General features: G+C 69.5%; 4 protein-coding genes. 2 read left to right on the top strand and 2 right to left on the bottom strand.

Features of this window, described 5'->3' with window-relative positions; translation table 11 throughout:
* The coding region (locus NM2_RS43485; protein ID WP_067682807.1) for an ATP-binding protein at window positions 1-2,598 on the bottom strand (2,598 nt) is incomplete at its 3' end.
* 267 nt (window positions 2,599-2,865) lie between these two features.
* Between NM2_RS43485 and NM2_RS43480 the strand changes: the two genes are divergently transcribed.
* Window positions 2,866-3,417 (top strand): hypothetical protein, encoded by a 552-nt coding sequence (locus NM2_RS43480; protein WP_169816353.1) that lies wholly within the window; start codon window positions 2,866-2,868, stop codon window positions 3,415-3,417.
* Window positions 3,418-3,571: 154 nt separating this feature from the next.
* The gene (locus tag NM2_RS43475; RefSeq protein WP_067682803.1) at window positions 3,572-4,531 is read left to right on the top strand and encodes an acyl-ACP desaturase; all 960 of its coding nucleotides are present in this window, start codon (window positions 3,572-3,574) and stop codon (window positions 4,529-4,531) included.
* Here NM2_RS43475 and NM2_RS43470 read toward each other — a convergent pair.
* On the bottom strand, window positions 4,528-5,902 hold a 1,375-nt coding region (locus tag NM2_RS43470), incomplete at its 5' end, for a sensor histidine kinase (RefSeq protein ID WP_157121837.1). The genes NM2_RS43475 and NM2_RS43470 overlap by 4 nt on opposite strands.

Raw genomic sequence — 5,902 nt, 5'->3', positions numbered from 1 at the left:
CTGCGCGTCCATCCCCGCGTACAGTTCGACCGCCGCATCCGACGCCGAGCGCGCCGCGTCCGTCCGGCCCGCCCGCGCGTACACCGCGGCCAGATTCTCGTGGGCGTGCGCGGTGTAGAACGGCCGTCCGGCCGCGGTGAACTGTTCGGCCGATTCGGTGAGCAGGGCCGGATCCTGTTGTGCCAGACCGGTACACAGCAGCGCCGTGGCATGCCGCGAGCCGGTCGCGATCCGCTCGTCCGACTGCCGCGCGGCACCCGCGATCGCCCGCAGATCGGCCGAACGTTCGGTGATCGCCGCCAGCCGGGCCATCTCCGGATAGATGTGGTAGAGCGTGATCTCGGTCCACGGCGACTCGACCCGCGCGCACGTGGCCAGCAACAGATCCAGCGCCTCGCCGGGCCGCCGGTCGCGTTCCAGGGCCACCGCGCGGGCCCAAGCGCGCACATGCAGACCGGTACGACCGGCGATGTCGTCGATCAGCGGCGGTATGGAATCCGGTGTGCCGGTGAAGGTTCCCCGGTAGACGCCGATCAGGGCGATCAGGCTGGGCGCGACGCGCGCATAGCCGAACACGTCCGCGGTGTCCTGACATTGGGCCAGCGCGGTCAGGGCGTCGTCCCACCGGCCGCTGGTGAAATGCAGTTTGCCCAGCGCCAGCAGATTCGCGGTCTGCATCGCGCCGCCGCTGCGCTCCTCGTAATCGACTGTGGTGGTGAGGATTTCCTCGGCCCGCTCGGGCCGGTCGAGTTCCATCAGGCACTGACCGCTGACCAGGTACGGATTGAAGTGCGCGAAGGTGCTGCGGCCCTGGCTCAGCGCCTCGTACTGCCGAATCAGGTTGTCGCCCAGCTCGATGCATTCCTCGAGGCGGCCCTGGTAGTAGCGGACCAGTCCGAGCGAGAACTGCGCCATGCCGATCGAGACCGGATCGGCGAGTTCGAAGCCGAGGGTGCGGGCGCGATCGGCGGCACGCTCCGCGTCGTCGAGCCGATCCAGCAGGTGTGAGACCACCGCGAGTACGCCCTGATGGCGTGCCTCGCGGACCGGCCGCGCGCCCTCGCGCACGGCGGTGGTCGAAACCTCGTGCGCGGCAGCCACTTTCCCCTGCGCCAGACAAGCCTGGGACAGCAGCCACAGAAAATCCCCGCGCTGTGGCTGTCCGGGGTCGGGCAGCCGTTCCAGGGCCTCGCGCGCCGCGCGCTCGGCCTCGTCCGCCCGCCCGCTCCACAGCAGCGCGCGAACCAGCAGCAGTCGCAGGCGATTCGCGGCGGGCGACTGCGGATCCGAGGTGATGGCGGTGTCCAGCAGTCGCACGGCGCTCTCGGGCGCGCAGATGATCAGCCGGTTGGCGCAGGAGAGCAACCAGTCGACGCTGGGCGAATCCAGCTGCGTTCCGGCCGAGAGCAGGTATCCCGCAATGCGTTCGATCGGCCCGCCCGTGGTGATCAGGGTCTGCGCGGCGTGCCACTGCAGACTGGCCCGGGTGGCTCCGGGCACCTGGTCGGCGAACACCCGGCGGATCAGATCGTGCCGGAAGACCAGGCCCGTGCGTCCGGAGATCAGCACACCGACATCGGTTGCCAGCGCGACGATCTCGTCGATCTCCTCGGCCTCGGCTCCCAGTACGCTGACCAGTTCGCCCGCCTCGACTCCCGCGCCCAGGGCGGCCGCGAGCGAGAGCACCCGCTGCGCATTCGTCGGCAGGTAGTCCAGGCGGCGCAGGATGGCCTCGGTCAGCGAGACCGGCAGCCGCGGATCGGTCCGCCCGCCGGACGCGCCCGCGGCCAGTTCCACCGTCCCGTCGTCGGCGATCGTGAGCTGTCCGGCCTGCCGCAGCCCGGCCACCAATTCGGTGATGAACAAGGGATTTCCGGCCGCCCAGGTCAGCGCGCGGGCCAGGCCGGGGCCCACGGGCGCGCCGAGGACGGCCGCGGCGAGCTCCGCACCGGCCGGATCGTCGAGCGGCTCGAGCCGCACATGGGCCGCGCCCGCCGCGGTGACCCGCTCGATGATCTCGGTCACCGCGTCCTCGCGCGGCAGCGGGCGCAGTGCCAGCACGATCAGCAGCGGCAGCTCGTCGATCAGCTCCGCGAGGCGTTCGACAGTGCGCAGGGTGGCCCGGTCCGCCCAGTGCGCATCGTCGACCACGACCACGACCGGGCCTGTGGCGCAAAGCCTTTCGACGATCTCGACGAAGATGTCGATCACCGAGTTCGTCCAGCCGACCGCATCGCCCGCGGCCGTGGCATCGCCGCGCAGCAGCGCGCGGGAGCGGTCGATCAGCTCGGCCGGGACCTCCTCGGCGAACCAGTCGGCGACCGACCAGGTCCGTGTCGCCCCGAACGGTGTGTACATCTCCAGTTCGCTGGCGGCGCACGCCAATACCCGGATGTGCACCCGGTCCGCCGAGTCGATGATCCGCTCGACCAGCGAGGTCTTGCCGACTCCGGGCTCACCGTGGATGAAGACGACGCCGCCGCGTCCCGCGACCGTCTGCGCGAGCCGCTCGGCGACGACGATCAGCTCGCGTTCGCGGCCGACCAGGCGACGATCGTGCCCGGCATCCTCGCCGCCACCATGGGAAACGTCCGACATACCAACTCCAGCTCCGGCCAGGCGCTCGATATTACTCACCGGCGTTCCGCGCGCCGAATATTCGGGCTCTGTTCACTTTTCGCGAACGGAGTGTCGCATTTGTCCGAGTAGCCGCACCTTCGCGGCCCTCTGAAGTCTTCCCGCCCCTGAGAATTCCGTAAATAATGTGCCGTTGAACAACGGTACATTATTCCCGTGATGAGTCTCGGGCGTATCGGTCACCGGAGCGACGCCCGGGTCGGCGGCCCGCACATGAAAGAGGCGGTAATGAGCGGAATCAACGGACCTGTGTCGCGGCGCTTGCGCGCAGGCATACGGACGGCACTGTGCGCCCTGGCCGCTCTGGCCGCGGTCACCACGACCGGACTGGGCGCGACGGGCGTCCCGGCGGCACACGCGGACGCCACGGGTATGCCGTGTCTGTGGGCGGGCAACAACTACCGGCAGGGGCAGGTGGTGTACGCGGGAGGTTTCGCGTTCAGCTGTCACATGGACGCCTTCGGCGTTCCGCGCTGGAACAAGGACGGCGGATCGGGACACCACAGCACGGTGTCCAACCCGGGCGCGGTCGGCAATCCGGCCGGGAGCTTCAGCCCCGGCGCCTGGCAGCCCGGCACCTCCTACAACGACTACTGCGTCGGTGATCAGCTGATCGAGGGCAGGACGGACATCTACGCCGCGGTCACCGACAACAGCGGCCTGTTCCTGTACTGGCGATCGGTCGGGCCGATCTCGTGGTGGAACTTCGACGCCGGTGCGCGGCCGCCGTCGGCGAGCTGGCGGTCGTCGAGTCTGTGCCGGGACGGCGAACTGACCTGACCTCGAGGTCGTCTCGAGTCTTCACAGCCTTGCCACAGGTTGGGCACAGTGCGCTGATAACGCATCATCGTCTACTGGACCGGTCACCGGTACGGTTCGCTGGTGGTTCGACAGGTGCACCACATCAAGACATGACGACTGAAAGGCTCCGCATATGGCCCGGGATCTGACGCAGCTGGAAATTCTCACAGAATTGGAGCCCGTCGCCGAGCAGAACCTCGAAAGACACCTATCGATCGCCAAGGAGTGGCACCCGCACGACTACGTGCCGTGGGACGCCGGGCGCAACTTCGCGGCGATGGGCGGATACGACTGGGATCCGTCCCAGTCGTCGCTGGGTGAGGTCGCCAAGGCGGCGATGATCACCAACCTGCTCACCGAGGACAACCTGCCCTCCTACCACCGCGAGATCGCCGAGAACTTCTCGATGGACGGCGCGTGGGGCACCTGGGTCGGGCGCTGGACCGCGGAGGAGAACCGGCACGGCATCGTCATCCGTGACTACCTCGTGGTCACCCGGGCGGTGGATCCCGTTGCGCTGGAACGGGATCGGATGGTCCACATGACCAACGGCGCGCAATCCCCGGACGACTGGGGCGGATTCCTGGAGAACGTCGCCTACGTGACGTTCCAGGAGCTGGCGACCCGCGTCTCGCACCGCAACACCGGCCGGGCCTGCGACGATCCGATCGCCGACCGGATGTTGCAGCGCATCGCCACGGACGAGAACCTGCACATGATCTTCTACCGCAACCTGTGCGGGGCCGGACTGGATCTGGCGCCTGATCAGCAGATCGAGGCGATCACCCGGATCCTGACGAATTTCGTGATGCCCGGATACGGCATGCCCAACTTCCGCCGCAACGGCGTGTTGATGGCCAAGTACGGCATCTACGATCTGCGCCAGCACCTCGAGGAGGTCGTGCGGCCGGTGCTGAAGATCTGGAACGTCTTCGGCCGCAACGACTTCGGGCCGCGCGGCGAGCACGCCCGGGAAGAGCTGGCCGCATTCCTGGAGAAGCTGGACCAGGACGCGGCCAAGTTCGAGGAGCAGCGCGACCGGCTGCTGGCCCGCGAGGCCGCGCGCGGGCTCCGCGAGCGGGCCACCACCTAGGACGGCTCACGGCCCGGCAGACGCACGGTGAACACCGTGTCGCCGGGCTCGCTGGCCACCGTGATCTCGCCGCCGTGCGCCCGCACGACGGCGCTGGCGATGGCCAGGCCCAGCCCGGTACTGCCCGTGTGGCGCGAGCGGGAGGAGTCACCGCGGGCGAAACGCTGGAAGATCTCGGGCACCAGCTCCGGCGGGATGCCGGGACCGGTGTCCCGCACCCGCCACCGCACGCCGCCCGCGCCGTCGGACTCCAGCGAGGTGGTCACCACGGTGCCGGGGCCGGTGTGCACGCGGGCATTGGTCAGCAGGTTGGCCAGCACCTGATGCAGGCGCGCGGCGTCGCCGGTGATCTCGACCGGTTCGTCGGGCAGGTTCATCTCCCACTGGTGATCGGACCCGGCGATATGGGCGTCGTTGACCGCGTCGACGGTGATCCGGGTCAGATCGACCGGTTCGTGCTCGAGCGGGCGGCCGGAATCCAGCCGCGCCAGCAGCAGCAGATCCTCCACCAGACCCGACATCCGGATGGCCGCGGCGTCCACCCGGCTCATCGCGTCGGCGACCGCCGCGGGTACCGCATCGCTGTTGCGTTGTGCCAGTTCGGTATAGCCGCGGATGGCGGCCAACGGGGTGCGCAGTTCGTGACTGGCGTCGGCGACGAACTGGCGCACGCGCGTCTCGCTGGCGTAGCGGGCCGACAGTGCGCCGGTGATGTTGTCCAGCATGCGATTCACCGCCGCGCCGAGCTGTCCCACCTCGGTCCGCGGATCGGCGTCGTCGGCCGGAACCCGAACGGGCAGTTCGACTTCGCCGTGATCCAGCGGCAGATCCGCGACCCGGTAGGCGGTCGCCGCGACCCGATCCAGCGGCGCCAGCGCACGGCGGATCAGCGTGATACCCACCGTGATCGCGATCAGCAGCACGATCGCGGCCACCACCGCCAGCACCATCAGCACGCGCAGCAGCGTCTCGTCGACCGGTGCCAGGGACAGCCCCGTCAGAACCGTCTGCCCGTCATCGGATCCGGGCTCGGCCACCACCCGATACCTGCCCAGGCCGTCCAGGCTCATGGTCCGCGGACGGCCGTTCGCCGGGACGGCCGCGAGCTGACGCTCGGCGGCGCCGCTCAGCGCTTTGCGATTGCCGTCCGAACCGAGCTTGCCGACCGCCGTGATCGCGCGGCCCTCGATGATCGCCCCGATCTCATCGGGCCGCACCCCGGGCATGGACAGGAACTCCGGCCCGGGACCGCTGGGTGTCGATGTCGTGGCATCCTGCGGGGCCGGGCTCGTCGTGGCGACGGACTCCGGCGGATTCGCCGCGTTCGGCGGCTGCGCGCCGGAGCGCTGTGGCGCTGAGCCCGTCCGTGCC

This window comes from Nocardia miyunensis NBRC 108239 (assembly GCF_001613065.1).
GTDB classification, from domain to species: Bacteria; Actinomycetota; Actinomycetes; order Mycobacteriales; family Mycobacteriaceae; genus Nocardia; species Nocardia miyunensis.
The sequence above is the reverse complement of the archived record's forward strand: the minus strand, read 5'-3'. Positions and strand labels throughout refer to the sequence as shown.

Excerpts from the sequence above, each read along its gene's own strand:
- NM2_RS43475 (WP_067682803.1), top strand. The coding sequence starts at position 3,572 with ATGGCCCGGGATCTGACGCAGCTGGAAATTCTCACAGAATTGGAGCCC.
- NM2_RS43480 (WP_169816353.1), top strand. The coding sequence starts at position 2,866 with ATGAGCGGAATCAACGGACCTGTGTCGCGGCGCTTGCGCGCAGGCATA.